We start from the raw sequence: 25,130 nt of genomic DNA, 5'->3' as shown, positions 1-25,130 counted from the left end.
CAAAGAACAACAACTTGCGCGAGTCTAACCCCGGAAGTTAGTTGCTCGTAAGTGCTTGATTGTCCGAGCGTCCGGATGAGGCTACTGAGGTTCGACACTAATCAGGAAGCCGCTTGCGGAAGCGCTAACCCTCATTCGGCAGAAAACCGAAAAATGCTTGATGAAGTCGGAGGTCAAAGAAAGTGATCATTGAAGGCGCCTTGGCCGATTACGCCAGTACGATAAGGACCTCCAGAACCATTGAAAAGGCATTATTTTCGGGTCGATCTATCGCTGATGCGCTCATTCATTGTGCGATAAGAAATCAAATTGATGGCGCGGCCGACACGGCAACCCGTAGAATTATTGATGCACTCACGCATTTGCCGGCAAATCCAAGTCGAGAGCCCCAGACCCAACTGCTTGTTGATTCATATTGTTTCACGTCTCAGCCTGATCAAACGGTACTAAACTCGTCGGAGCCAATAGTTGCTGACTTCGTGGGCCGTTTGATCGCCTATTCACGGATGAGTGCTTTGGGGGGCGGCTCAAATGGCAGAATATTCGTTCTCCGCGGCGAGCGCGGCTGTGGCAAGACATTTTTCTTGAATTATCTCCTATCTCGATTCAACAATTCGTTCAGTTCAAAGAAAGTGGTCGTGGTCCGCGTCAATCTGACCAGGAGAATCTCCGCGCGTTTCGATCAGGATATCGAGCGATGGTTCTATGCACAAGCAACAAAGGTATTGCTGAAGTACTACTAAAAATCTTCTCCTCTGAGGAATCGCGCGCCAGATTGCGCAGCCGCTATTGCGCCGTACTACGAGATGCTATTGGCGGAGTTAGAATCGTCCGATGAAGAGTCGTCACTAAATGATGCTGTATTCGTTAAGGAGCTGTTCATTCAGTCTGGGAGCGGAGAATTGTCGGATAGTGTAAGCCCGTCAATCTGCCGCAAGGTTGTCCGAATAGCTCAGTCAATAGGAATATGTTTCGTCTGTATAATTGATGGATATGACCGATTAGGTCGTGACGTTGAGTCGGAAAGGCGATTTAATGATCTAGTAACGTCGACGCGGGAGTTTATTTCGAGGCGCATTCCTGCAGGCGTTTCCTTGGTGCTCGCAATGCGCAACTCGACTTACGTAAGTGTCCAAGGTCAACTGATAAATCAGGCTTTTAGAGCCGACGTCGCCCATGAGCAATATGAAATCAGGAGTCCGCCCTTGGATCAGGTCATCCGGCGGAGATTTGAGGCAGTTCATACCGCACTCTCGCGAGGAGCAGGGGAACTTTCAACGCGCATGGAGGAGCTGTTCAGCGAGTTTAGACTGGGTTTTGAGTCCGAAGCAAGATTTCGGGAGCCAATTGTCGCCAATATGCGTACCTGCATGCCGAATCTCCGAGCTGCCATGCAGGTGCTCGCTGGGAGTTTTTTGATCTAGCCTCGGGTCATCATAAACACGGCTACCGCGTTCGCGAGCAGATTTTTCGCGGAAATATGCGGTTTCCACCCATAGTATTCAAGATTGTCTCAGCTGACGGTCGTCCAGCAATATCTCCATTCGAGGTCAATGATCTCACTAAGTACGACGGCCTGGCAGTACCAGTCCTCTACTGGCCGCAATTCGTGGAGAACGGGAGGTGCGATTTTAGCGTTGCGAGCGTAAATTCTTGGCCTGCATCGATGTTGCTGGCTTCGAGGGTACTTTATGCGCTAGATGAGCACGGCCGCGGTGGTATTTTGCTGCACGATTTGGCGGAGGACCTGAATGGTGGCTGGAAGTACGATCCAGGGCTCATTCAGGCGGTTTGCGACTTGCTGGAGTCGCATCTCTGCATGCTAACAATCGACGCTGGAGAGCCGTCAAACGGCGATGGTTTTTCGCGACGACTCATTATTACTGCACATGGACATAACCTGATTCACAATCACGCGCGAGACCCTGCGTATCTGCATCTGTGCGCACTTCGAATTCCGATATCTCGCGAAATCGTTCGATTGAATCTCCTTCAAATAGCCCGCTTGGAGTCGGTGGATTGGGGCCAGAAAGTCGTCAAGTGTGGCGTTACGAGCTGGATAGAAGCGAAGATAAGGAATGCTATTTTTTTGGCAGTGTTGACTCAAGCATGGTGCGAGGGCGATCCGCCGACAGGTTCGAAAGCGTATATATTCAGGGCGCATGATGCGATGAATAGGGCGTTCGGCGATCGGGTTAGTTACGTCCTTATCCAATTGTCAAAGGCGCTTGATCAATTGGATGTTCGAGAGAGGCGGGCAATTCTCGGCGCGCTGAGCCGGTCAGTCGAGGCTATTAAGGAGAGTGATTATGCATCCCGGCCTTGAGCTCCAAGAGTTCCACGTTGGAGATCGGATTGACAGTTTTTCGCTCGAAGCGCGAATCGATGGGGGTGGGCAAGGGCACGTATGGAGAGCTCGTGATCTAGGAACTGGGACTGCAGTAGCATTGAAGCTGTTCCCCGCCTGTGATTTGGCAATGACGGATCGTGCGAAGCGGGAGTTTGACCTGTTGGTTGAGGCGGCGACGGCTTGTCCGGACTCCTTTCCGACGCCTTTTGGTGCGGGTAGGATTGGAAGTACACAGTGGATTGCTATGAGCCTTGCCGAAGGTAATTTGGCGCGCTATCTTCACTCCGAGCGTGACCTTCCATTTCGGACTCTATTGGACCTGCTTTCGACAACGATTGTCGGGCTGAAGTGGATGCACTCAAGAGAATATGTCCACCGGGATCTGAAGCCGGAGAATATTTTGGTGGATGGAACTGGCACGAGATTGTGTGACTTGGGGACTGCGAAAGTTCCGTTGTCCAGTTTGACGGGAAATTCGGGGACCCCGTGTACTCCAGCTTACGCCGCGCCGGAGATAATTAACGGGAGTCGGGGTTCTGTCGCTTCTGATCAGTATTCCTTTGCGCTTGTTTTGCTATTTGCCCTTGGTCTCTCAATTGACAATCGCGCTGGGTGGAATCTGTCCCCGGCACTATCAAGTGCATTCGATAAGGAGCTGTCATCGTCGCCCGGTGATCGAAATGAGCGCGGGATTGATGGATTTGTTCAGGAACTTCGGGCTGCTCCCGGATTTGAGTCGCTGCTTTGCAGGCCAAGACAAGAGCGTCAAATGGACATTGCGAGAACTTTGCGCAATCCGGCGCGTGATTCTATTCTATTTGAGATGGACCAATTGCGCGCGCGACGACTTAGTAGAAGCGACGTTCCTTTTGAAGTGCATGTCCGTCTTGGCATGGAAAGCGCTTATCGAAGTGAGGGGAATTTATCGTTTGCGCGAGAGGTTCTCCTCGGAATTCTTCGAACCCCTGAATTTTCGGTAATTGCCGGCAAGCTTGATGAGGTTGCCGTTCTGTCTAATTACCACGACGTATACAGGGAGTAGTTTCGCGCAGCGGGATGGACAATTCGCGTATGGAATGTTCCCCGTGTCGCGATTGCATGAGTGGCACCGCTGTGCCGCCGGTTCGTCACCGTCTAACCGCTCGGCAAAGGTCGCCGTGGTGATGCCACGCTGCGGTAGGTGCCGAACAGGGGCTCTCAACCACCGAGTACATCGAACTGGTCGACATGACCGGCCGCCAATGGCACCCCACAAAGCGCGGGCGAATCACGGGAAAGCCGCCGGCAGTCCTTGACCGCCTGGGCATCCCAAGTTCCGCAGCCGCAGCCGTAAGTATTTGATTCCGCTGTGCGCGGATTGCGGATTTGTCACTACGCCTGGTCGTCGACCGGGGGAACTGGCAGTTTTAGTTGCTGCAGCTCGCCACGTTGCGCGGCGTTGATCTGGCTGGTGCGAGTAGCGCAGCGGCGGTCGATCTTCACGTGCAACTGCTGGATCTGGCGCAACAGCGCCAGCGCGCGTTGCGGGGACAGTGTGCTGGCGGTGGCCTTCAGGCGCATGCGCATCACGCGGTGGAGCAGCAGGGCCAGGAAGCAGATCAGCGCATGCGCCCGGATGCGCTCCGGCAAGCGGTGATGCACCGGTGCGATCTCGATATCGCTCTTGAGTACCCGGAAGCCGCGCTCGATGTCCGCCAGCGCCTTGTAGCGTTCGATGACGCCCGCCGCCGGAAGATCGGTGTTGGTCACCAGCAGCAGCTTGCCGTCGAGGATCTCAGCGGCCCGCTTGGCGTCGTTGTCGATGCGGTAACTGAAGCGCTCGGCCTGCAGGTCGGCCTTGACGATCCGCGACAAGCGCGCGGCCTTGGTCAGCTCCGAGAACTTGAGGTAGGCGCGCCGGTCGCTGGAGCGACGTCCACGCTGTGGTGTGCCCTCATCCTGTGCGTCCAAGACGGCCCGGGACTGCCAGAACGTACTCGATCGGCTCACCACTGGCGCTCTTCAACGCCTCGACCGCTGCCAGATTGTCCAAGCTGAGCAGGCCGCGATCGGCGATCAGGATCACCCGCTTGAGGCGATAGCGCTTGACCGTGGCCTGGATCATCGGCAGCAGCGTGCCGACCTCACCGATGTTGCCGGCGTGCACCTGGTGCGCAATCGGCAGGCCCTCGCGGGTCTGGATCACGCCCAGCACGAACTGGCGCGCGATGCCACCGGTCTCCTTGCTCATCCCGTGGGTGCGCACATCGCCAGCGACCTTGCCGGTGCCGCTGATGCGCACCGTGGTCAGGTCGTAGAACACCACCGACATCTCGTCGTCCAGCAGCGGCCGCAACTGCGCGGCCACCGCGTCCTCGACCGCGCCGGCGCGCTCCATGAGCGCATCCATCGCGCGCAGCAGGTGATCGTGACTGGTCTGGTCCGGATGGCCGGGCATGGCCACTGTATCCAGCCAGCGCAGCACGCCGAGCTTGGAATCGGGTTCACACAGGCGGTTGAAGACCATGGCGCGGACCATGGCGACGGCATCAAAGCGCCGGTAAGACGAACGCAGGGCGCGTGCCACGGCGCTTTCCAGGCCGAGTTCCTGCCAGAGCGCGTGCAAGGCGTAGACATCGCCCATCGCCTTGGCGCTGACGAATTCGACTTGCGGCACCGGTGCCGGGGCCCGACCGAGCGCCCGTTGCAGACCGGCAATCAGCGGATCGAGATCCTTCGGGCGCAACTGATCGAGGCGTCCCAAGTTGGAAACGACCCGTTGCCGAGGTTCCCCGTTGTCAATAAGGAAGGCCTCGACGAACTGCAGATAGGCCCGCCCACCGGACTTGGAAATACGTGTCAACATGCGGCCAAGGTACGCACCGCCTTGCGCGAGTTCAAGCTGTAAGCGAACCTGAACGTGTGACTACAGAGGTTTCGCGGAAGAGGCGCCGACGGCGAGGCAAGCTGTTGATCGGAAACACCATGAAACCGCCGAGCCAGCCGGAATCGGGTGGGAGAGTGCGGAACTTGGGGGGCATGGACTCCAACGAGTGGACCCACCGCGTGCGCGCGGTCAAGCCCGAGCACGGCTTCTGTCGCGTGATCGGCAGCGAGAGTGCGCTCATCGACAAGGCAGCGGAGATCGGCCAGCGCTGGCTGCGCGGCCTGGGCGTGGCTCGTTCGCTCTCGAACTGAGCGCGACAAGCCATCCTATTCGGCGCCGCGGGCGCCTGGGGGCGTTGGCTTTGGTCGGACCAAGCCGTTGAAATCACGAAGGAATCAGCAGCCACCGGCGCGTGCGTCTGCGTTCTTTGGCTCTGGAATCGTTGGGTGTCCTCGCTTTTCGGGTTCGTCGGCTGTGAAATCCAACGGGTGTCCCAGTTCGGCGTCCCGCTGTGTACGCCGCGCCTGGCTCTGCGGGCAGGATCCCTTGACCGGCGCGGATCACGAGCATCGCCGGCAGTGGGTCGCATGCGCGCCACTTCCCTTCGTGCTACCGTACTTCTGCACTCAGTGGCGACGAGGAACCGATGGCCATACCGATGAAATCGCAACTGCTCCTGGCCACGGTCGCCCTCGCATGCGCCGCGTCGCCGATGTGCGCACAGGCCAGCGCTGCGGCTACTTTTCCTCCTGATGAACAACCTGTTATCCCGGAGTACATGCCGGAACCAGAAGTGATGTTCGGCGACATCGCTCCTGCGGCACAGGAAAGCGCAGCCTCCGCCGAACCCACGGCGGAGGTTTCTTCCGAAAGCGGAACCCGCCGCGCAGCCGTCCGAGGAAGCGAAAGAAGAGGCAGCAGAGGAAGAGGCTGAAGAGGAGGTCGAAGAAGAGGCCGAAGAACAGGAGTGAGGCGGCTGCGGGAAGCTCGCGCGCTCTCCTTGCTGAGATACGCTGGCGTTATCTCGGCCAGGGTGCGCGTGCCGCCTGGCGCATGGCGATCAACAGTTCCTTGCGCAGGATGCGCAGAACCTGCTCGACCTCTGGCTGCCCGAAGGCTGCGAGTCCCCAGATGTCAGGCCGCCCGACGCCCACCGAGGTCGCGCCGAGCGCGAGCGCCTTGAAGATGTCGGAACCGCGACGGAAGCCGCTGTCGACCAGAACCGGCACGACGAGCGAGGACAAGCGCAAGTCATCCGCTTTCTGACACCGCCGCCGGAGTCTTCTGGCATCCCGTGCCAACCGGTCGCGCCATGCTGCTTCCATGACGCAAGCCCGCTCCCCGACGTCGCCGCCCGCTGGCTGGGGCTGTATCCACCGGAGGATGGCCAGTACGAAGCAGCGAAGGCGCAGATTGTCGCGAAAGATGCCCGGCTGGCTGTGCTGCGCTCGCGGCTCTGCAGCCTCTCGTGGTTCATGAAGTCGCTGAGCGAACCCATCGCCCGGCGCGCGAATGTCGAGGACCACTGCAAGGGTCGTTTCTGGGAAGGGCGCTTTCGCTCCCAGGTCCTGCTCGACGAGGCCGCGGTGCTGTCGGCCATGGCCTATGTGGACCTGAACCCCATCCGCGCCGGCATGACCTCGCAACTGGAGGGCTCGGCACACACGAGCATCCTGAAACGAATCCGAGCCATCGAGTCGAATCCGGGTGACGAAACATCGGCATGCACGACCGTTGGCAACGGTCACGCCACAGCCAACGTACCGCGTTGACCTGAGCTGGCGCCGGTGATGGGTACCCGCGGCCTGTCGGTGACGGCGCTCTCAACCACCGAGTACATCGAACTGGTCGACATGACCGGGCGCCAATGGCACCCCACCAAGCTTTCGGGCGGATCACGGGCAAGCCGCCGGCCGTCCTGACCGCCTCGGCATGGACTCCAGCGAGTGGACCCACCGCGTGCGTGCGGTCAAGCCCGAGCAAGGCTTCTGTCGCGTGATCGGCAGCGAGGCGGCGCTCCTCGACAAGGCAGCGGAGATCGGTCAGCGCTGGCTGCGCGGCCTGGGCGTGGCCTCGTTCGCTCTCGAACTGAGTGCCGGACAAGCCATCCTTTCGGCGCCGCGGGCGCCTGGGGGCGTTGGCTTTGGTCGGACCAAGCCGTTGAAATCACGGAGGAATCAGCAGCGACGGGCGCGTGCGTCTGCGTTCGTTGGCTGTGGAATCGATGGGTGTCCTAGCTTCGGACCAAGCCGTTGAAATCACGAAGGAATCAGCAGCGACTGGCGCGTTTGTCCCCATTCGTTCTCGGTGGAATCGATGGGTGTCCTCGCTTTTACGGCTCTTTCGCGGCCGCGGTTGGTACAGAAGTGTCACGCTGCAATCGATCGGTGCGAGAACTGTCGCGTCCGCGCGACTTGTCCCAAATAGCTCTATGGCGCTCGTCTGGGACCCACCTCCCATCGACCGCTGACTCCAGGTTCCCAAGACCGCGCACCCGTGCCCAAAGCTGCATCCGCCCCCAATAAGAGAAAGGAAGAGTTGCGTTCGCAGGCCTGGGAATCACTGGGTGTCCTCGCTTCTACGTGCCCGCCACAGCTATCGTTCATTTGGCCCGATCTAGCGCTCTGTGCCTGTTCGGCTCGCCTACAAGCCCCTTGTCCAGACTGTCAGCGCACATGAGCACTAAGACGCATCCACGCTTTAGTTGGCCCAAGCTGCGGAGCGTCGAGCTCCACGCCTTTTTCGCTGTACAGCCGGGATCCCGATGTGCGCTTGGCCCTTCGATCGGGCGTGACGTGCTGGCCGGTGCCAACGGCATTGGCAAATCCACGTTCCTCGGCACGGTGAACTTTGCGCTCACGGGCGCAGTTCCGGAGCCAAAGCGCGAGTTCTTATCGGCCGCGGCGTATTTTCAGAAGGCCAGAGACTACACGCGCTCGTTTTACGACGGCCGCATTGCGGAGCTGGATCGGGACGCTGCAGCAGTTTCCGTTCAGTTCAGCGTCCATGAACGTACCTACGCCATCAAGCGCAACCTGTTCAGCATCGGCGCCCTCGAAGAGCTTCAGATCTCGCAAGGCGGCAACGTCGTGCACAGATCTGACGGGGCCGCCGCTGAGGAGAACGAGCAGCATTACAGGAGTGACCTGTGCCAGACGATCGGCTTGAACTCATTCGACCAGTTTGTCATGTTGCAGCACTTCCTGTTCACATTCGACGAGAGTAGGCACCTCGTGTTCTGGGATCGCGAGGTCTCCAGTGCGCTGCTGCACGTGTGCTTTGGCGGGAATGCTCAAGAAGCCGGCCGCGCCGATTGGCTGCACCGCGAGATGGAGAAGGCTGCGTCGCGTGGTCGCAACTACCAGTTCCAGGCGAACAACATAAGCAAGCGGATCGAGACGCTGGAGGCGTCCATAAAGGCGGGTACCGACAACACGGCTGACGGCGAAAATGCCCAAGCACAGTACGAGGCGCTGACCGTCGCTTCGGAACGCGCGGTGACAGAGCGCGACGAGGCGGAACGCCAGGTCAACGAAGCCGAGCTGAAAGTCATGAGCTCGCACGCTGAAGTCATTGCAATGCGCGGCGCATATGCGAAGGCCTTCGAACAGTTCATGACCGGGATCTCCTCGCCGCAGCGGCACCCCTTGGTCAGCTCCGCGATCGCCGACTGCCGGTGTCCGGTGTGCCAAAACGAGGGCGTGCATATCGCTCAGGCGATTCAGGCGAAGCTGCAGGCCACGCAATGCCCGCTGTGTGCATCGTCGATCGCGCCCACGAACGCGACGCCGGGCGAACAACGCGGAATTGACGCGGCTGGACGCTGCACTTGCGACGGCCAAGCGCAACCTGGATGAGGCGATCATCACCAAGGCGCGCTTAAGCGAGATGCTGCGCACCTGCCGGGATGCCGCGCTGTCAACACGCAGCGCGCTGGAGGACTTCGAGCGCGCCAACCATGCGGCTTTGGAGCTTGTGCGCGGGAAGATGGCGTTGGTTGATGGTCCGCTGGCCAAGACCCTGGACTCGTTCCGTGAGACGCGAAGGGATCTGCAGCATCAGCGGGACGAGGCGTACAGAGACCGCGACAGGCACAAGGATGAGCTGCGTGGTCTGCAGCGCAACCTGGAGCAGCGGTACCTGCAGGCCGAGGCGGAGTTCGTGCCGCGGTTCAAGAGCTTGGCGCGGTCGTTCTTGGGCATGGATCTGGACATCTCCCTGGTGACCGGCGGGCCGAGTGGCGAGGGCGTCGGTGCTCAGTTGCAGATCGATATCCGCGGCAACGCTCGGCGCAAGGAGTCGCAGCTGTCTGAGAGCCAGCGGTTCTTCATCGACATTGCTTTGAGGATGGCGCTGTCACAACACGTCTCCAATGCTGATGCGCTGGCGACGCTCTTCATCGACACGCCGGAAGGTTCGCTGGACATCGCGTATGAACAGCGCGCCGGTCAGATGTTTGCGGATTTCGTCGTGAGCGGGCACGACTTGCTTATGACCGCCAACATCAACAGCTCCAGGCTTCTGAAGACCCTAGCGGAAGCCTGCAAGGCCGACACGATGGCAATTGTCCAGATGACGCACTGGACGGAGCTGTCAGATGTGCAGCAGGCGTCGTCCGATCTCTTCGCCGAAGCGTTCGAAGAGATCGAGCAAGCGCTGAACGGCTGACTGCCGATGAGCATCATGCAGATGAACCCTGAAGCTCATTTCGACTGCTTACTAGTCGCCTCCGAGTTAGACAAGCCGCTCGGCGGCGTTACTCGTCTCGAGCTGCAACGCATCGCTTTTCTCTCGTGCCTGCTGTCGATCTATACGAAGCAGGCAGTGTCCGATTGGGGGTACAAGTTCGCCAACACCGGCACAGGCCTGCCTTTCAGCGACCACCTCATCGAGGCCATGGACTACTTGGTCTCGACTGGCCTGCTGAGCGAGACCCAAGGCAGGCTCAGGTCCACCCCGCTCGGCAGTCAAATGCTGGCTGGCCTCGCGGCGCTGCAGATGATGGCGCCACGCGTCCCCTGCCTCAGCGCCGCCGCCGCGAGCTTGCTCGCAGTCCCGGGGTCAGTCATGGCAGAGGGGCTGCAACAGGAGCCGACGCCTGTTGCCAGCAAGCTCCGTGGTTCGCCCACGATGTTGCTGGACGAGCCGCATCTTCAAACCCTGCATGAGCACTTCGCAGCCCTGGCCGCCGTGATTCCGCCCGGGCAGCAGGACTTGCTAAGCCCGTCCATCCTATGGCTCACCTACATGGCCCATGTCAATGAAGCAAAGAGGATCGCGGGGGACGACCTGTCAGGCCCGGGAGATCCAGGCGGTCCTGGCGGTTCGGGCATGCCGGGAGGGCCTACATCGCCCAACGGGTCAGACAGTGGGGCCGTGTTCGATCTTGACGCACTCGAAGGCGGTGAGGCGGCCAACGGCTACGACATCGCAGTCCAGTCTGCACCGACCACCCATGCGCCGCACGTCACGGCGGCATGGCACCATGACGCCGCTGAATGTGCGACAACCGCGTCGGAGCGCGCTGCGGAAGCGGAGCTCTCATGATCACGTTGGACTTTGAAAAGCTCAAAGCGCTCAACGCCAAGCTGTACGCCTCCGCCGTTCAGGAGGTCTTCGGTGACATGGGGGCTACAGCACTGAAGGAATTGCTGGGGAAGATCGTCCAGATCTACGCTCGCCTGGATCCGAGCATCAGAACCCATCCGCTGGCCGTGTTCGCCGATGCGACCCTGACGCCGTCAATCGTCGCGGGCCCGGTCAGAAGCGTCACCAGCGTCGACAACCTGACGAACGAACTGGACGGCCCGAGCCTTGTGCGCGTGACGAGCAGCGATGTGGTTCAGGTCGTGCCGCTGGATGTCTCAGTGCTTCAGCAGCTCTCCACGACGGCCGTCGTTTATCTGTACAACACCGCCGCGGAAAAGTTCATTGTCGGTGGCAAGGTGTACGACGTGGAAAACGTCGTCGCGGGGTATCCCAGTGCCTTTTGCAGGCCGACGTTCGGAACGCTGAGGGCGGCGCTGGATGACTACCGGGTGCGCTCGGCAGCCCGGTCGACCTGCTACGAGCTGCAGAAGGCGTGGGAAGACAACAAGCACCTGCGGTTCAAGAACAAGCCCGAGGCCATCATGCGCCGTTCGCTCACGCAGTTCTTGCGCAACGTGCTGCGCAACGAGAATGTGCAGCCTGAGCAGAATGTCGACGAGACGCATCCGGTCGATATTCATGTGGCGTTCCAGATGACTTCCCAGCACGCCATCATCGAAATAAAGTGGCTGGGGAAATCCGTCAAGGCCGATGGCAGCCCGGGAACGGCATACAGCAAGAGCCGCGCGCTGGAGGGCGCCAAGCAACTGGCCGATTACCTGGACTCAACACACCAGTCGTCACCTCACTATGGCGCAAGGGGCTATCTCGTGGTGTTCGATGGCCGGCGTGGCGGTCTCGCTGACGGGACAACCGAGCTCGATGCGACCAACGCTCTCCACTACGAGCACTCGGACATCGACTACGCGCCGGACTACAGCACCACCCGCCAGGACTTCGATCCGCCGATGCGGATGTTCCTGTATCCCAAGCTGGCCTGACAAACGAGACCGATCCAGCGGATATGCAGGAGGGGGCTGTGGTGCTAGCCCCTGGCGAGCCATCTCGACGATGCACTCGCGCAGGTGGTGACTGCCTCCTTGCTGCGCGCTCGCGCGCTCATCTTGCGCACTTCGAACGTTTGCACCTTCTCGAACCCGACGGCTCGCCCGAAGTTCCGCAAGGATTGTGGGAACGTCGATCAAGATCCCGGCGTAACGTGAATCGCCGACCACCATGAGGACCTTGCCCCCGCTCGCTCACCAGTCGCAGTGATTCCGTGAGCACGAGCTCGAGGTCTCGGAAGTAGCCGAGAACCATTTCGGGTATTCGCGAGTCCCACAGCGCAGCCCGCTTCTCCTCCAACTGCGTCACTGCAGACGTCAACGTGGCGCATTCGTGCACTGGCATTTCAGCGGCGCGCATGATCTGCACATGCGAGTGCACGGTGGAGCGGCGCAGCTTGAGGTTGTCAACGGCGGAGGTAAGGTAGCCCAGCGCCCACAGCTCGACATTGTAGATATCGGTGTAGTCGAACGAGTTCGGATATGGCGGCGAGAAGACGATGAGATCGGCCGGGCGCTGCAGTGACTGCATGACAACGCGGGAGTCGCCGTGCACAACGTCAACGCGCGTGGCCGGGCGCGCGGCGAAGCGATGCACGTCCTCGAACGCCGTGTTGAACTGCTCATGGAAGCGAAAGTCGAGGAGGGCGCCGTTGGCTTGAGTCTCCTGCCATCGTCCGCGGTAGCGCCTTCCCTTGCCGTTTACGTAGACGTTGCTGCAGTCGACCAGGACAGCCCCCAGCGCGACACGGAAGAATCGTTGAACGTCCGCGTCGCCAATTTGACGGATGCACTTCAGGTACTGCGAGAGCCGCTCAGCGAAGTCACGCGAGAAGATCCAGCGCGCCTTGTCGTCAGACTCAATGAACGTTGGTGGTAGCGACGCCAGCACGTCGAGGTCAGGCTTGTGCGTGCCAGACCGTGGCGGAAGCTCTGCGCAGCCTTGATCAGCGTCTCGGGATTGATACGGCTGGTCTTGGCACGGATGACGTCGGCAAGGAACGGGTTGATTTCGATGGTCGTCGCATCGATGCCCAGCAGCTGACATGTGATGCCGGTGGTTCCGGAGCCTCCAAAGGGTCAACCACGTGCTCCGGCATGAAGCCGAGCGTCTCGATGGCCGTGGAGACGAAGGAAGGAGAGAACGCCTCTTTGAAGTGAAACCAGCGCTGAAACGCCGTGCCTTGAGCGGCCTGATTTGTCGTCGCGGGAGGCGCGTTCACCGCGTCATGCGTACTGGTCCAGCCACTCGACTCGTCAACCGTGAATGCAGGCGCAGTGGGAAAGTGCTGCTTCAGCGTCGTGAGGTAGCCGTCGGGTGGGTTTCTCATAGCGGCGTGGGCTGTACGCGACGTCCATAGTATCAACGGAATGGCGTGATTAACATAGCGTGGGCCCTACCCGGAAAGCCCTGTCTTGCTCGAACGGACGCGCGAGCGGGTGTTGGTTTCCATCGACATGATCGGCATGTACGACCAAGAACTTAGCAAGCTGAAGCCGGGACACCCAGCGACTAAGCCAGAGCTGACTCGTGGCTCGCGCCAACGCGTCAGATGGAATCGGTGAGGTTAAAGACCCTCACCCATACCTCCCCAACGCCGCCCTCAGCATCCCCCTCATCTCCTCCCGCAACCCCTCAGGCGCAAGGACCTCCGCCTCAGCCCCATGCCGCTGCACATCCATCAGCAGCTCCCGCGCGTTGGAGTACGGGAGGGTGAGTTCCAGGCTGCCGTCGGCTAGCCAGCGCTGACGCTGGCGTGGGTGCCAGCGTTCGTCGGCTACCCAGCGGGCCGCGTGCGGGCTGAAGGCGATGACGGCCTCGTGGGTGTCGGGGCCGGCGAAGATGCCGTAGCCGGCCTCCTCGCGCGCATCGAGTTGGTCGGCGGGCAGGTCGATCGATGCCTCGGGCATCAGTTCCGGGTGGGCGATGCGATCGAGCGCGAAGCGGCGCAGGCTGGCGCGTGGCGCGTCCCAGGCGTCCAGGTACCAGTTGTCGCGGTGGTGGATCAGCCGCTGCGGCGAGACCACGCGTTCGCTGGCGCGCGCGGTTGAGCGGGCGCGGTATTCGAAGCGGAGCTGGCGCGCGGCGAGGACCGCCTCGGTCACGAGCCGGAACACGGTCTGGTCGCCGCTGCGTGCCTGGGTGCGCAGCACGCGCAGGCGGTCCAGACGGAACGCGCGTGACCCGAGGAGCTTGTGGATGCGCGGTTGCAATGGCCCCAGCGCGCGTCCAAACAAGCCCGCGCCACTGCGCTCCAGCATCTGCTGCGCGAGCAGCAGCGCGTACAGCTCGTCCGCGTTCATCCACATGCCGGGCAACTGGAAACTGCCGACGTGGTCGCTCGCATAACGCCACAGACGTATCGGATCCCCGACGCGTTCGATCGGCGCACCCAGTGTGTCGCGCATGTACGCAGTATCCCGGTACAGCGACGCGCGCGAACAGCCTGCCTCGCGCAGCAGCCGCTCCTGGCTGAGGCCGCGCGGGTGGCTGCTCAGCAGTCCGTGCAGGAGGTTGACGCGCTCGGTGCGGTCCATGATCGATTCCTGGTCAATGCTGGCGGCCGTCGCCGCGTGCTTCAGCTTCCCGGTGCGTCGCGACACCCGTCACGGGTATCGCAACACATCTGCGCACCTGTGCCGATACAGGATTTCAGTCTCGCGACACCATTGCATCGTCCTCGCGACACCTGAAATCAGTCTCGCGACACATCGAGGCAGGTCTGACGAGATCTGATTCTGGTGTCGCGACACCACCCATCGGGTGTCGCGACACCTGCAACTGGTCTCACGACACGTCGGACGCGGTCTCGCGAGACCGGATTCCAGCCTCGCGACACCGGGCGACGGTCTCGCGACACGTCGACGCAGGTCTCGCGACACCTCTCGGACCTCTCGCGACACGTGGCGGACGTCTCGCGACACCTGCCGGACCTGTCGCGACACTGACGATCAAGCAATCGGTAGCTGGGTAGGCCGGTGTAGCGCGCAGCGCTTCACCGGCAAAGCGCCGGGGAACCGCTGCGCGGTACCCCGGCCTACGCTGCGGGGCATTCGGTTTCTCCCCGGGGGCGGCGCAGATCTCGCGAGACTGGCAAGAGCGCTCGCGATAGCCACGATCAGACAATCGGTAGTTCATTGTCTCATCCGGTGAGACATCGATGGCGAAGTATTGCATCCGTGCCGACGACGGCACACCGGGACGGCACAGGGCCGGATCCGGAAATCCTTGAAGGAGTAGAACCATGCAGAACCTTGCTACGCTGAACCTCACCGACACCCAGATCGTCGAGATCGACTCGGCCCTGTCGGCCCTCGAAACCGCCCTCGCGGGCCTGATCGCCCTCTCGCCCACTGCGAAGAAGCGGGCCATGCCGCTCGGCGACAAGTCCGAAGCCTTCTGCCGACAGGCCCTGCGGGTCCTGTCAGAAAACCCTCAGGTGGTTCCGCCCAACCTGGATGTCGCAGAGGCCCTGCGCGACCTGGATGCGCGGGATCGCCTGAAGCCGCGGGCCATCCGCCTCGCGCGGCTGGTGTCGAAGATGGAAGACACCGACTTTGCCCTCGGCAGCGATGCCATGCAGGTCGCCACCCAGGGCTACGCCCTGCTCAAGGTGGTCGGCCGTTCCGAAGGCTTGAGTGACTTGCGGAAGAACCTCTCCGTCCGCTTCAGCAAGTCCCGGCGTGCGGCCAATGAGGAGAAGAAGGCCGCGTAACCCGCGGCATATCGACGGCCGCCACATGGCGGCCAGTCATCAGAGGCATCGGAAAGGCCGCCTTGGGGCGGCTTTTTCTTTTGTGCAAGTCGCCGCAGGATCCAACCCGCGCGGGATAAGACTCCTCTTCCCGCGGGCGGGGAGAAGGATGCAAGGCCGCCGATGGGCGGGTTTCTTGCGGGTGGTCCACGGCATTCCCCTCGGCCAGTCCGACAAGCGCACGCCTGATTCGTACCAATCCTCATCGCGGGAGCGCCCCAGGAGCAACAGCGTTTGGACAAGGTCCAAACCCACGCACAGCAAGCTCGCGGCATCTGTGGGTTCGGACCTTGTCCGAACGCTTTTCGCATCGCCGGTCCATCGGCGATGAGGATTGGTACGAATCAGGAGCGCACAAGATGGGGGTGAAGAACGAGAGCTTCAGCCGCCAGGTACTCCAGGTGTTTGGACAAGGTCCAAACCCACGCACAGCAAGCTCGCGGCATCTGTGGGTTCGGACCTTGTCCGAACGCTTTTCGCATCGCCGGTCCATCGGCGATGAGGATTGGTACGAATCAGGAGCGCCAAGATGGGGGTAAGAACGAGGCTTCAGCCGCCAGGTACTCAGGTGTTTGGACAAGGTCCAAACCCACGCACGGCAAGCTCGCGGCATCTGTGGGTTCGGACCTTGTCCGAACGCTTTTCGCATCCCCGGTCCATCGGCGATGACGATAGGTACGAATCAGGAGCGCACAAGATGGGGGTGAAGAATGAGCGCTTCAGCCGCCAGGTACTCCAGGTGGCTCACGCGCGTGCCGCTGGGTCGATTGACCCGACCAGTGCGCTGTCCCAGCATGTGATGGCCTCGCTCCGGATGGCGAACGCTCGATGGTCTTGCTCGCTTCTGACTCAAGGTCGAGGCTGAAACGATGATTGCGACGTGGCTGTTCGCGCTGCACGCCGCGGCGCTGCCGGTCGAGCCATGGGACTGCGCGGGGCAGGGTGGCGATGTCATTCGCGACGAGACGGTGACGCTGCCGTTCGCAAGGACGTTGCGGGCGCGGGCGGATCGGGTGGCGGTGCTGGTGGTCGAGGAGCGTGGCGAGCCGCTGGAGTTGTGGCTGGCGGAGGATGGCGCGCCCGCACGCTTGCTCGACCTGCCGCCGGACGGTCGCGCCTTCGAGGTGGTGGTGGTGGACGCGGGCGGCGCTGCGGACGTGCGCCTGCAGTCCAGCGGGGAGGCGTCCGAAGCGCCTTTGCGCCTGCGGCTATCGTGCGATGTGCCGGCAACGGCGCCGGAGCTGGCGGCACTGCGCGCGCTGCAGTCGGCCAGTACCTTGTTGGCACGGGCAGAGTCCGATCAGGCGAACAGCGAGGCCTTGCGCTTGCAGGCCATCGATGCGCTGCAGATCGCGTCGATGGCGGCGCCTTCGGAGCAATGGCCATGGCTTCGTGCCGCCGCCCTTCATGGATCGGCCTTTCTGCAGGGGCGCCGCAACCAACCGCGCAAGGCAGCGGAGCAGTACGGTAAAGCCGCACGCGCCTGGCTGGATCTGGGCGACTCGCAACGGGCAGCGTGGGCGCAGCTGCGCGAGGCTCAGCAATGGCGGCGCGTGAGTCAGTTCACGCGGGCGCTGGAAGTCATCGACCAGGCGCAGGCGTTGGCAGGCGACAGCGACGATGTCGGCCTTCAGTTGGCGGTGGCGACGGATGAATGCCTGCTGCGACGCTTGACAGACTCCGCCGCAGGCGCGCGCGATTGCTGGCGCGACCTGCTGCCGCTGGCGACCAAGCATGCGCCGCCCGCTGAAGTCGCCACGCTGATGGCCAGTTAGGCAGACGTCCAGATGTCCCTCGGCGAATTCGAATCGGCCGAGTCGCTTGCCGAACGTGCCGTCGAGCACGCCCGTGGGAGCGACGCGCGGCGCAGCCTGTTGCTCGCGCTCGCCGTGCTGGGGCGGATCAACGGCCTGCAGGCGAAGGTGCAGGAGGCGCTGGCGCATTTCGCAGAAGCACGCGAGCTGGCGAGCGCACTCAACGATCTGCCGATGCTGGCCAATTCGGAGCTGCAACTGGCCAGGATCTGGACCTTGCTGGAACAGCCGCGACGGGCATCGGCCGCGGCAGACGCAGCGCGTGCCGCATACACGCGCCTGGGCGACGCTGCGCGATCCGCCCACGCGGCACTGTTGGTGGAGGCCTTGCGCAAGCCGGAGGAACGCTCAGCGCGCGGGGCGCTGTCCGGACCCGTGGTGCTTCGCCTGGTCCGCGATTTGCCGCTGCTGGGAGAGTATCAGGTGGGGGTGCGGCTTCTTGCCGTGGACGTCTGCCTGACCCAGGGCGATGCAGGGTGCAGCAAGCAGCTATTGGCGCCCCTGATCGAAGCCGAGGCTGAGATGTCGTACACGCATGCGCGCGCGCTCGGCCTGGCCCGCGCTCGTCTGGCCCTGCTCGAAGGTGATGCGGAGGCCGCTATCGCGCTGTCCAAGTTGTGGCATGCGCGCGCTCGGCAAGCTCGAGATCTCCCGACCGAACTCGATGCCCTTTGGATCCGGGGCCAGGCGGAGATCCAGGCAGGCAGGGCAGAGGAAGCCTGCGGGACGCTGCAGGAGCTGGTCGACGGTGCGCTTTACCTGGGCCAGATGCAGACCTATCCATTCCATCGCCAGCAGCTGCTGGAGCGCGCGCGCGCGGCCTTCGCACTGCAGCTGAACTTGCGCCCGCCCACCGACGATGTTCCCCTTGCGCGCTCGGAGTTGCCGGTCTTGCTGCAGTTGCTGGCGAGCACACGGCCGCCGGATACGCTTCCGACAGCGCGCACGCGCGCTGCGCAGGCGCGCCTGAATCGAATGATGCAGCAGCACTGGCAACTCGACCTCGGGGCACCCGCGGCCCCGATGCCCGACCCATTGCTTCCCACGTCGGCGAGCCTGCCATTCGATTCCGCGCAGGCATCCAGAGAATCGATTCGACCGACGGACGGAATCTGGTACGGCTTCCTGGCCGAGGATCGGTTGCACTGGTGGCAGAAGCGCGGCGATCGCGTGCTGCATCGGCAAAGTACGGCGCCACGGGCCAGATTGCTGGTTCTGCGGGACGCGCTCTTGCGCCAACTGCGGGCGCCGGATTCGGATCCTGCTGACCTTGAGCGACTGGCCAAGGAACTGGCGGACGCCAGTGGCCTGTCGCAGTTGGCGCTCTCGCATGATGCGGCGGACAGGCTCCAGGTGGTGCCGCCCGACGCATTCGCATCGCTGCCGCTGCCTTTCGTGTTGAAGTCCGCCGGCGCGGATTCGCTGCTGGTGGTTGTGATCGAGCCGGTGGCCGGTGGCGACCGTCCAGCGCCGTGCTGCGCGGGTCGGCAATTGCTTGCGGTCGCCGATCCTGTGCCGGTCCTTGGCTCCGGGGCCAGGCTGCCGCGCCTGCCGGGTGCGCGCGATGAGGCGCGACGCGTCGCCTCGGTTTGGCCGGCCGAGAACCAGCGCGTGTTGTTAGGGGCGGACGTCGGCGCCGAGCATGTGCTGCGGGGGCTTGCCAGTGCGAACACCGTGGTGCACCTGGGCACCCACGGATTGGCGCGTTTCGACGATCTGGAGCTGAGCGGACTGTTGACGGTTGACGGCAAAGGCAAGCTGCGCGCGCTTGGGGCAGTCGAGCTGATGTCCACTCGATTGGCCTCCCCGTTGGTGGTGCTCAGCGCCTGCGATGGCGGTCTGCCCCTGGAGATATCCGCGACCACCAATACCAGTCTCGCGCGAGTCCTGTTGCGGGCCGGCGTGGCGCGAGTCCTTGCATCGTCGTGGCAGGTGGACGACATGGCGGCGGCCGAGCTGATGTCCGAACTGCACCGCGGACTGGTCCGTGGCGATGCGCCCGAAAGCGCGCTGCTCCAGGCGCAAAGCGCGCTCCGTGCGAAGCGGCGCTACGCGCACCCCTACTATTGGGCGGGGTTCCAACTGGTCGAAGCATCGCGGGTGGACTGAGCCCCGGATCAGATTCCGGGAACGCCAAGGTCCGCCAACAAGTCGGCAATCAAATCGATACGACTGCACCATGAGCTGTGGTGGCCGCCTCCCGCGCCATCCGGTGTTTCCGTCGTCGCGTCGGTGCGGTGCGACATGACCCCGACCACGCGTCCGAAGCGGTCCAGCAGCGGCGAGCCGCTGGATTTCTGCAGTCCATGCACGTTGGTCTGTGCGCGGCGGGCATCGAAAGACCAGACGCGCGGCCCATTGCCCGCATGGCCGTCTGCCACCTCGGCCTTGCACGGCAGCCCACGTGGGTGGCCGATCATGCTGAAGCCCGGCCCGTTGCGCAGGGACTGGCGTCTCGCCAGTTCCAGCGGGACAGCCGTTGCCGAATTCACGGCATCAGCCAAATGCAGTACGGCCAGATCGCCTGTCGCTGCTGCGGTAGAGCAATAGAGGATTCGATCGACGCGCGCCAATTGCGACGCCTCGAGCTCATACGGCGGTGATTCGCACTCGAGATGGTTGCGCCAATCAGGCCTGGCGACATATCGAAAGACGACGCAAAGGTCGTCCACCTGAAGTGACGCGACAAAATGACCGGCTGTCACCACATGACGTTCGTTGACCAGAAACGCCGTCGCGGCCATCCCGGTGTATTTGGGCTGCCCGATGTACTTGCTGCCGCCGGCGCAAGCCACGGCGGTTTCGCGCCGGGTATGTAGCCGTGGCTTGCGGCTGCCGTCGAAGTACAGATTCCGGTGATTGACCAGCATGCCCACGCCCGCCGCCGCGCGGCGCACGATGTCGTGCCCGGGAACGTCACTGCGCAGCTCGTGGAGATCCAGCCGCCAGTCCTCACCCAGAATGACGTCCGAATCGAGCTTGAACACGCCGCCGCTCCAGTTGTCCGCACCCGAAGCATCGGCCTCCGGCCTGTTGCCGGCTCGCCCAGACTTTACGGCCAGACGGTGGGCTCGCCTTCGCCGCTCTCGTCCGGGGTGGCGTGAGGGGCGCCGAAATATTGTCCTTCGTAAGCAACTCGGTCCCCCGATTTGCCGAAAGCCAAGGTGCGCCCGTATGCCTGAGCCACGAACCCTTCGGCGAGCGTCAGCTTGTCGTCCACTTTGCTTGGGTCGGCGAACTTGAGCAGCAGCTTGGGTTCACCGAATACATTCAGTGGCCCGCCCGCCGGGTCCTTGCTGCCCTGCTCGAAGACCTGAAGGTGCAGTTCGAGATCGCTGCCTGCACTCACCCGGGTGAACACCAGGACGTCGCGGCGTTGCAGGAGTGGTCGCCGAAAGCCGCCCATCACGTCGGCCAACAACCAGCCCTTCTCGGTCGTTGAATTGTCGCGTACAAGGAAGTCCGCCAGATCTTTCGCAGTCATTGCTGTGCTCCGTTGATGCCTTGATGGCTCAATGCATCCATGTCTGCGCAAGGAGCGAAACCTCGCACCTCGACGTCCTCTTTTTCGCTCTGGCCGCTCGCAGCGTGCGCAGGCGCGGCGCTCCGGCTACTGCGAGCGCGGCTCGACGCTGAAACTGAATCGACCGTCACCGCTGACGATGGCATAGGCGCCAATCTTCACCGGCGGAGCCAAGGCGATGCGCAGATACCCAGCATCGCGCGTGCCGGTCACCACCTGCGACTGGCCGTCAGGTCGGATCACTTCGACCTTGGCAATGGACGGCTCGGCCGGCACTTCGACAATGAGCAATGACTGCTCGCTCAAGCGCTGGACTCGAGGCGTTGCTGGCGGCTCGGCACTTCGAACCACGCCCAGCGTCAGGTACTCGACCTCATTGATGACGGCGGCTGGCCTGTCCGCGTCATGCACGATGCTCAGGCCCACGACGCCGATCAGCACGCCGGCTGCCAGAGCCAACCAGGGCGAACGCGCGGAACCGGGCGTAGCCACCGCTGGCCTGGCGGCCGCGCCCGGCGGGTCCAGCGCGTCGCGCAAGAGCATGGCCGCTTGCACGTCGGAAGCCAGCCCGCTATCGCTGAGCAACTCTGCTTCAAAAGCGGCTGCCTCGTCCGCGCCCATGCGATCCGCGCAATAGCGCGCGATCCGCTGCTCGCGTTCAAGCCATTCACGTTCCACGTCTTTTCTGAGTCCCATGTGCTCGCTGGCCAGTATGCGCTTGGAAATCGCGCCAACATTGCTGATCACCGGGCTTCACCCCGGCCGCAACATTTGTTTTGTCGAACGCGACCTCGCCTCAATGAGGCTGCAGCCACGTTGCCCAGCCTGTTAGTCTCGTGCCGAGGTTACATCTCGCATCAATCCGGGGGATCGATGGGGCGCTGGACAGGTCTTGTTCAGGGAATCGTCAATGGGGATAGGGCTGCCGAGGCCGCTCTGATCTCCGGAATGCTCCCAGCGGTACGCGTGATGATCCGGCGTCGAGGTGTTCGCTCCTGGGCCGACATCGACGACCTCGCGCAGGACGCGGTGGCTGCCTTGCTGGTGGCTCTGCGCGACGGCAAATTGCACGACCCCGAGAAACTGATGGGCTTCGTGGCGCGTTTGGTTCAGAACATGTGTTCCGATCAATATCAGCGCCAGCAGCGAATGGTGTGTCTGAACTCCGAATCCGAACAAACGGACCCGGCGAATGTCCCCTTGGTGCGCATCGAGCATCAGGAAAGGTGGTCGCGGGTCATGGGTGCAATAAGTGCGCTGACGGTGCCGCGGGACCGCGACGTTCTGATTGACTTCTATATCCGCGGAAAGGAAAAGGCGGAAATCTGCGCGCACTTTGCGTTGGAGCCGGCGCAATTCGATCGCGTCATCCACCGGGCACGGACCCGGGTGCGCAGTCTGTTGTCGATTGAAGCCGGCGGCTGAGCGCCGGGCGCCCGCAAACCTGCGGTCGAGCAGCTCGATCCGGGTGTGACGGCAACGAACCCCCTGTCAGTTGGCCGCAGCGCAAAACACCGATGCAGGTCTCCGCACATGGGGCTGCACGGATCCGGGGCTTTCTTGCGTATGCACTTTCGGATCACCCGAGGAAGCACCATGGATCACGCTGCTTGCGAGCTGGAACTGGCTTGTGCCCACGCGGGTGCGCCCTTGAGCGTGGACCGTGGCGCGCTGACGCGCATGCGCCAGGGGCTTGTCCGTGCCTACGCTGCGGCGGCACCGGGCGCGCCCTTCGAAGTCCGGGAGCTGCGTTGGGGTGCGCTGCCCGACGATGAGGTCGAGGTGGTGGTCGAGGCTTGCGGGCTGTGCCACTCGGACCTGGCGATGTGGCGCGACGACTGGTCGCGCAAGCGCTTTCCGCTGGTGGCGGGGCACGAGATCGTCGGCCGCGTCGTCGCCCTCGGGCGCGAGGCGCGCGGGCTGGAGCTCGGCCAGCGCGTGGGCATCGGCTGGTTCCGCAAGAGCTGCCTGCACTGTCCCGCCTGCCGTCGTGGAGATCTGCAGCACTGCGTGGCGCTGCAGCGCCTGCTGGTCGACGGCACCGGCGGCTTCGCCGAACGTGTGCGCTGCCACTGGGCCTGGACCTTGCCCTTGCCGGACACCCTCGACCCGCGTAGCGCCGGTTCGCTGTTCTGCGCCGGCATCACGGCCTATGCGCCGATCACGCGGCACGTGCATCCCAGCCACCGCGTCGGGGTGGTCGGAATCGGCGGTATCGGCCATCTCGCGGTGCAGTTGCTGCGTGCCTGGGGTTGCGAGGTGCTCGCGGTGGTGCGCGACGAAGCCCAAGCCGCGGACGCCCTGCGGCTGGGCGCGCACCGCGCGGTGCTGAGTGGGTCCAGCGCCGAGGAACTGCGCCGCGCCGGCGGGCTGGACCTGCTGCTGGTGGCCACCGGTGCGCCGCTGCCGTGGCCGGCCTTGCTCGGGATGCTCGCGCCGCAGGGGCGGCTGCATCTGCTGGCGATGAGCTGCGAATCGATCCCGCTGGTGCCGGCCGAGTTGATCCCGCGGGCGCTGACCGTATCCAGTTCCCCCCTGGGGCGCCCGGACGAGATGCAGCAGCTGCTGATGTTCTGCGCGCGCCACGGGATCGCACCGCAGGTGGAAACCCTGCCGATGCGCCGGCTCGACGAGGCCATGGCGATGCTCGAGCAGGGCAATGCGCGCTATCGCCTGATGTTGATCCCGGATCTCGACTGAGCCTCGCTATGCTGGCCAGGGTGCGGGCAGACGGGAAAACGGCGATGGATCTGGAGCGGCTCGCCGCGGTGGTGGCACTGATCGAGGCGGGGGACATGGCGCGCGCGGCGCAGCAGTGCGGCCGCAACCAGACCCAGTTGCGCGCGGACCTGCGCGCCATCGAGGACTGGCTGGGCGTGCCGGTGCTGCAGGTCGATGCGTCTGGTCGGATCGAAGCGAACGCCGAGGGCCGCCGCCTGCTGCCGCGTGCCCAGGCCCTGCTTGCGGATGGCGAGCGCCTGCGCGATCTGTTCCGTGCGCCGGCCGCGGGGCGCGAGTTGCGCGTGATCTGCAGCCACTACCTCGCCAGCTACTTGCTGATCGACCGCCTGCAGGCCTTCCGTCTGCGCCATCCGGACGTCGTGCTCAAGCTCTCGGTGCGCACCGAGATCCAGATCCTGTCCGCGCTGCAGCAGGACACCCTGTGCGGCGTCGGCTTCTGCGCGCCGCTGGAGTCGCCGCCGGGCCTGCGCTATCGCCACTGGTTCTCGATGCCGTGGTCGGCGGTGCTGCCGCATGGCCATCCGCTCGCCGCGCGGCCATCGCTGTCGCTGGCGGAACTCGCGCGCGAGCCGCTGATCCTGTTCGAGCCCGGCTCCACCGGCCGCCAGCACCTGCTGCAGGCCTTCCACCGCGCCGGGGTGGAGCCGCAGGTGGCACTGCAAGCCACCACCACCGCACTGATCGCGCAGATGGTGGAGGCGGGCCTCGGCATCGCCGTGCTGCCGCTGCTGCCCTCCGGCCGCGTGACCGCCGGTCGCGCGCTGGCCGTGGTCCCGGTCAGCGACCGCATCGAAGCCATCGACTCCGGCATCTTCATGCGTCCCGAGTGGGCGGACGATCCGCTGCTCAACGAGTTGATCGACTGGGTCACCGCCGAGGCGGTCTGAGCCGGGTGTCGGCGGGCGCTGCTGCTGGCGGCAAAGGCCCCGTCTGCGCCGACGCTGATGGCGATCCCACGGTGATGCCGCCCAAGGCTCTCGTGTTCGCGCGGCCGGGAGCCGGCGCGTGGCCGACTCCCGGCGCGTTGAAGGACACTCAGGGGCAGCTGCGCTGGCTCGAAAGCCGGATGTGGTGCTGCAGCGGGACCTGTACCGGTGCAGCCAGGATCCAGTCGCCCTTGATCAGTCCGGGCTGGAAGTTGCGGAACACCGGGGTGCCCCATTGCGCGGGACCGAGCTCCGGCCAGCCCTGCGCGGGGCGGGTCCAGGAGCAGCTGAAGTGCTTCAAGGTGGTGCTCCTGGCGCGGACTTCGTCATGCGCCAGGCGGCCGGCGCCCATCCATGCGCTGCCGATGATGAGGTCGCCGGAGCCATCGTGGCTGAGGTTCAGCCCCGAATGGAAGGTGCGGTTGATCGTGTACGCGCCCTGCGGCAGCGTGGACTCGATGCGTGCGGCAGGTTGCCGCTCGCGTCGAGGGACCACGGATT

At 63.3% G+C, this 25,130-nt stretch carries 20 protein-coding genes and 3 pseudogenes; 15 read left to right on the top strand and 8 right to left on the bottom strand.

Annotated features, from left to right (window positions below; genetic code table 11):
- Positions 1-182: 182 nt before the first annotated feature.
- The 3 genes from IPK27_17225 to IPK27_17215 all read left to right on the top strand — a co-directional run bounded on the left by IPK27_17225 (position 183) and on the right by IPK27_17215 (position 3,392).
- Positions 183-743, top strand: coding sequence for a hypothetical protein (locus IPK27_17225; GenBank protein ID MBK8069298.1), 561 nt, complete (start codon positions 183-185; stop codon positions 741-743).
- Between the two features lie 923 nt (positions 744-1,666).
- Positions 1,667-2,326, top strand: a complete 660-nt coding sequence (locus IPK27_17220) for a hypothetical protein (GenBank protein MBK8069297.1) — start codon at positions 1,667-1,669, stop codon at positions 2,324-2,326.
- Positions 2,310-3,392 carry a protein kinase gene (locus IPK27_17215; protein MBK8069296.1) on the top strand — a complete coding sequence of 361 codons (1,083 nt, stop codon included), beginning with the start codon at positions 2,310-2,312 and terminating at the stop codon, positions 3,390-3,392. Before IPK27_17220 ends, IPK27_17215 begins: the two co-directional genes overlap by 17 nt.
- 329 nt (positions 3,393-3,721) lie before the next feature.
- On the opposite strand, the pseudogene IPK27_17210 reads toward IPK27_17215, so the two are convergent.
- A pseudogene (locus IPK27_17210) lies at positions 3,722-5,195 on the bottom strand (IS1634 family transposase).
- Between the two features lie 173 nt (positions 5,196-5,368).
- Between IPK27_17210 and IPK27_17205 the strand changes: the two are divergent.
- Both IPK27_17205 and IPK27_17200 read left to right on the top strand, forming a co-directional pair.
- Entirely contained in the window at positions 5,369-5,527 is a 159-nt protein-coding gene (locus tag IPK27_17205) for a hypothetical protein (protein MBK8069295.1), read from the top strand.
- Positions 5,528-5,874: 347 nt separating this feature from the next.
- A complete protein-coding gene (locus IPK27_17200) occupies positions 5,875-6,150 on the top strand; it encodes a hypothetical protein (protein MBK8069294.1) in 276 nt (91 codons plus the stop codon).
- Between the two features lie 85 nt (positions 6,151-6,235).
- Here the strand turns inward: IPK27_17200 and IPK27_17195 are convergent, their stop codons facing one another.
- On the bottom strand, positions 6,236-6,541 hold the full coding sequence (locus tag IPK27_17195) for an alpha-hydroxy-acid oxidizing protein (protein MBK8069293.1): 306 nt from the start codon (positions 6,539-6,541) through the stop codon (positions 6,236-6,238).
- Between the two features lie 150 nt (positions 6,542-6,691).
- On the opposite strand from IPK27_17195, the gene IPK27_17190 reads away from it, so the two are divergent.
- The 4 genes and pseudogenes from IPK27_17190 to IPK27_17175 all read left to right on the top strand — a co-directional run bounded on the left by IPK27_17190 (position 6,692) and on the right by IPK27_17175 (position 11,806).
- The gene (locus IPK27_17190) at positions 6,692-6,988 is read left to right on the top strand and encodes a hypothetical protein (GenBank protein MBK8069292.1); all 297 of its coding nucleotides are present in this window, start codon (positions 6,692-6,694) and stop codon (positions 6,986-6,988) included.
- A gap of 919 nt (positions 6,989-7,907) precedes the next feature.
- Positions 7,908-9,884: pseudogene (locus tag IPK27_17185) on the top strand (AAA family ATPase).
- Between the two features lie 6 nt (positions 9,885-9,890).
- Positions 9,891-10,763, top strand: coding sequence for a hypothetical protein (locus IPK27_17180; protein MBK8069291.1), 873 nt, complete (start codon positions 9,891-9,893; stop codon positions 10,761-10,763).
- Positions 10,760-11,806 (top strand): hypothetical protein, encoded by a 1,047-nt coding sequence (locus tag IPK27_17175; GenBank protein ID MBK8069290.1) that lies wholly within the window; start codon positions 10,760-10,762, stop codon positions 11,804-11,806. The genes IPK27_17180 and IPK27_17175 overlap by 4 nt, the downstream gene beginning before the upstream one ends.
- A 54-nt stretch (positions 11,807-11,860) precedes the next feature.
- Here IPK27_17175 and IPK27_17170 read toward each other — a convergent pair.
- A pseudogene (locus IPK27_17170) lies at positions 11,861-13,200 on the bottom strand (hypothetical protein).
- A 247-nt stretch (positions 13,201-13,447) separates the two neighbouring features.
- Positions 13,448-14,407 (bottom strand): WYL domain-containing protein, encoded by a 960-nt coding sequence (locus IPK27_17165; protein ID MBK8069289.1) that lies wholly within the window; start codon positions 14,405-14,407, stop codon positions 13,448-13,450.
- Between the two features lie 707 nt (positions 14,408-15,114).
- Here IPK27_17165 and IPK27_17160 point away from each other — a divergent pair.
- The 3 genes from IPK27_17160 (at position 15,115) to IPK27_17150 (ending at position 19,547) form a co-directional block, all read left to right on the top strand.
- Entirely contained in the window at positions 15,115-15,585 is a 471-nt protein-coding gene (locus tag IPK27_17160; protein ID MBK8069288.1) for a hypothetical protein, read from the top strand.
- A 908-nt stretch (positions 15,586-16,493) separates the two neighbouring features.
- Positions 16,494-17,399, top strand: a complete 906-nt coding sequence (locus tag IPK27_17155) for a hypothetical protein (protein MBK8069287.1) — start codon at positions 16,494-16,496, stop codon at positions 17,397-17,399.
- A gap of 12 nt (positions 17,400-17,411) precedes the next feature.
- Positions 17,412-19,547, top strand: a complete 2,136-nt coding sequence (locus tag IPK27_17150; GenBank protein ID MBK8069286.1) for a CHAT domain-containing protein — start codon at positions 17,412-17,414, stop codon at positions 19,545-19,547.
- Between the two features lie 8 nt (positions 19,548-19,555).
- On the opposite strand, the gene IPK27_17145 is transcribed toward IPK27_17150, so the two are convergent.
- From IPK27_17145 to IPK27_17135, 3 genes are all read right to left on the bottom strand, one after another.
- Positions 19,556-20,425: a trypsin-like peptidase domain-containing protein gene (locus tag IPK27_17145; GenBank protein ID MBK8069285.1), complete on the bottom strand. Its 870-nt coding sequence runs from the start codon at positions 20,423-20,425 to the stop codon at positions 19,556-19,558.
- 65 nt (positions 20,426-20,490) lie between these two features.
- Entirely contained in the window at positions 20,491-20,922 is a 432-nt protein-coding gene (locus IPK27_17140; GenBank protein ID MBK8069284.1) for a hypothetical protein, read from the bottom strand.
- A 126-nt stretch (positions 20,923-21,048) separates the two neighbouring features.
- On the bottom strand, positions 21,049-21,708 hold the full coding sequence (locus IPK27_17135; GenBank protein MBK8069283.1) for a hypothetical protein: 660 nt from the start codon (positions 21,706-21,708) through the stop codon (positions 21,049-21,051).
- Positions 21,709-21,834: 126 nt separating this feature from the next.
- Here IPK27_17135 and IPK27_17130 point away from each other — a divergent pair, with 126 nt between their 5' ends.
- From IPK27_17130 to IPK27_17120, 3 genes are all read left to right on the top strand, one after another.
- Positions 21,835-22,386 carry a sigma-70 family RNA polymerase sigma factor gene (locus IPK27_17130; protein MBK8069282.1) on the top strand — a complete coding sequence of 184 codons (552 nt, stop codon included), beginning with the start codon at positions 21,835-21,837 and terminating at the stop codon, positions 22,384-22,386.
- A gap of 171 nt (positions 22,387-22,557) precedes the next feature.
- Entirely contained in the window at positions 22,558-23,661 is a 1,104-nt protein-coding gene (locus tag IPK27_17125; protein MBK8069281.1) for an NAD(P)-dependent alcohol dehydrogenase, read from the top strand.
- 44 nt (positions 23,662-23,705) lie between these two features.
- Positions 23,706-24,590, top strand: a complete 885-nt coding sequence (locus IPK27_17120) for a LysR family transcriptional regulator (GenBank protein MBK8069280.1) — start codon at positions 23,706-23,708, stop codon at positions 24,588-24,590.
- Between the two features lie 148 nt (positions 24,591-24,738).
- Here the strand turns inward: IPK27_17120 and IPK27_17115 are convergent, their stop codons facing one another.
- Entirely contained in the window at positions 24,739-25,125 is a 387-nt protein-coding gene (locus tag IPK27_17115; protein ID MBK8069279.1) for a hypothetical protein, read from the bottom strand.
- Between the last annotated feature and the right edge of the window lie 5 nt (positions 25,126-25,130).

The organism is Rhodanobacteraceae bacterium (assembly GCA_016713135.1).
Classification (GTDB): domain Bacteria; phylum Pseudomonadota; class Gammaproteobacteria; order Xanthomonadales; family SZUA-5; genus JADKFD01.
Note: the sequence above shows the minus strand (reverse complement) of the source record. Positions and strands in the feature narration are given on the sequence as shown.